1 protein-coding gene is annotated in these 638 nt (G+C 72.9%); it reads left to right on the top strand.

Features of this window, described 5'->3' with window-relative positions; all coding sequences use genetic code 11:
* The coding region (locus tag KUM32_RS36655; RefSeq protein WP_217146204.1) for a beta-ketoacyl synthase N-terminal-like domain-containing protein at positions 1 to 638 on the top strand (638 nt) is incomplete at both ends.

Raw genomic sequence — 638 nt, 5'->3', positions numbered from 1 at the left:
GTTCCCCGAGGACCGGGGTTGGGACACCGACGCCCTGTACGACCCGGAGCTGTCCACGCCGGGCACCAGCTACGTGCGCGAGGGCGGGTTCCTGCACGACGCGGCCGAGTTCGACGCGGAGTTCTTCGGCATCTCGCCGCGCGAGGCCCTTGCCATGGACCCGCAGCAGCGGTTGCTCCTGGAGACCTCCTGGGAGGTGCTGGAGCGGGCCGGGATCGACCCGTCGTCGGTGGCGGGCAGCGACGGCGGCGTCTTCATGGGCGCCGGCCACCCCGGGTACGGCGTCTTCGGCCGCACCGCGCCGGAGATCATCGAGGGCTACGGGATGACCGGCAAGGCCGCGAGCGTCATCTCGGGCCGGGTCTCGTACACCCTCGGCCTTGAGGGCCCGGCCGTCACCGTGGACACCGCCTGTTCCTCGTCGCTGGTCGCCCTGCACTTGGCCGTGCAGGCGCTGCGCAAGGGCGAGTGCTCGTTCGCCCTCGCGGGCGGCGTGACGGTGATGCCCACACCGGAGTTGTTCGTCGAGTTCAGCCGGCAGCGCGGCCTGGCGGCCGACGGTCGGTGCAAGTCGTTCGCCGCGGCGGCCGACGGCACCGGGTGGTCCGAGGGCGTGGGTGTGCTGCTCGTGGAGCGGC

Source organism: Streptomyces sp. AC627_RSS907 (assembly GCF_019049165.1).
The sequence above is the reverse complement of the archived record's forward strand: the minus strand, read 5'-3'. Positions and strand labels throughout refer to the sequence as shown.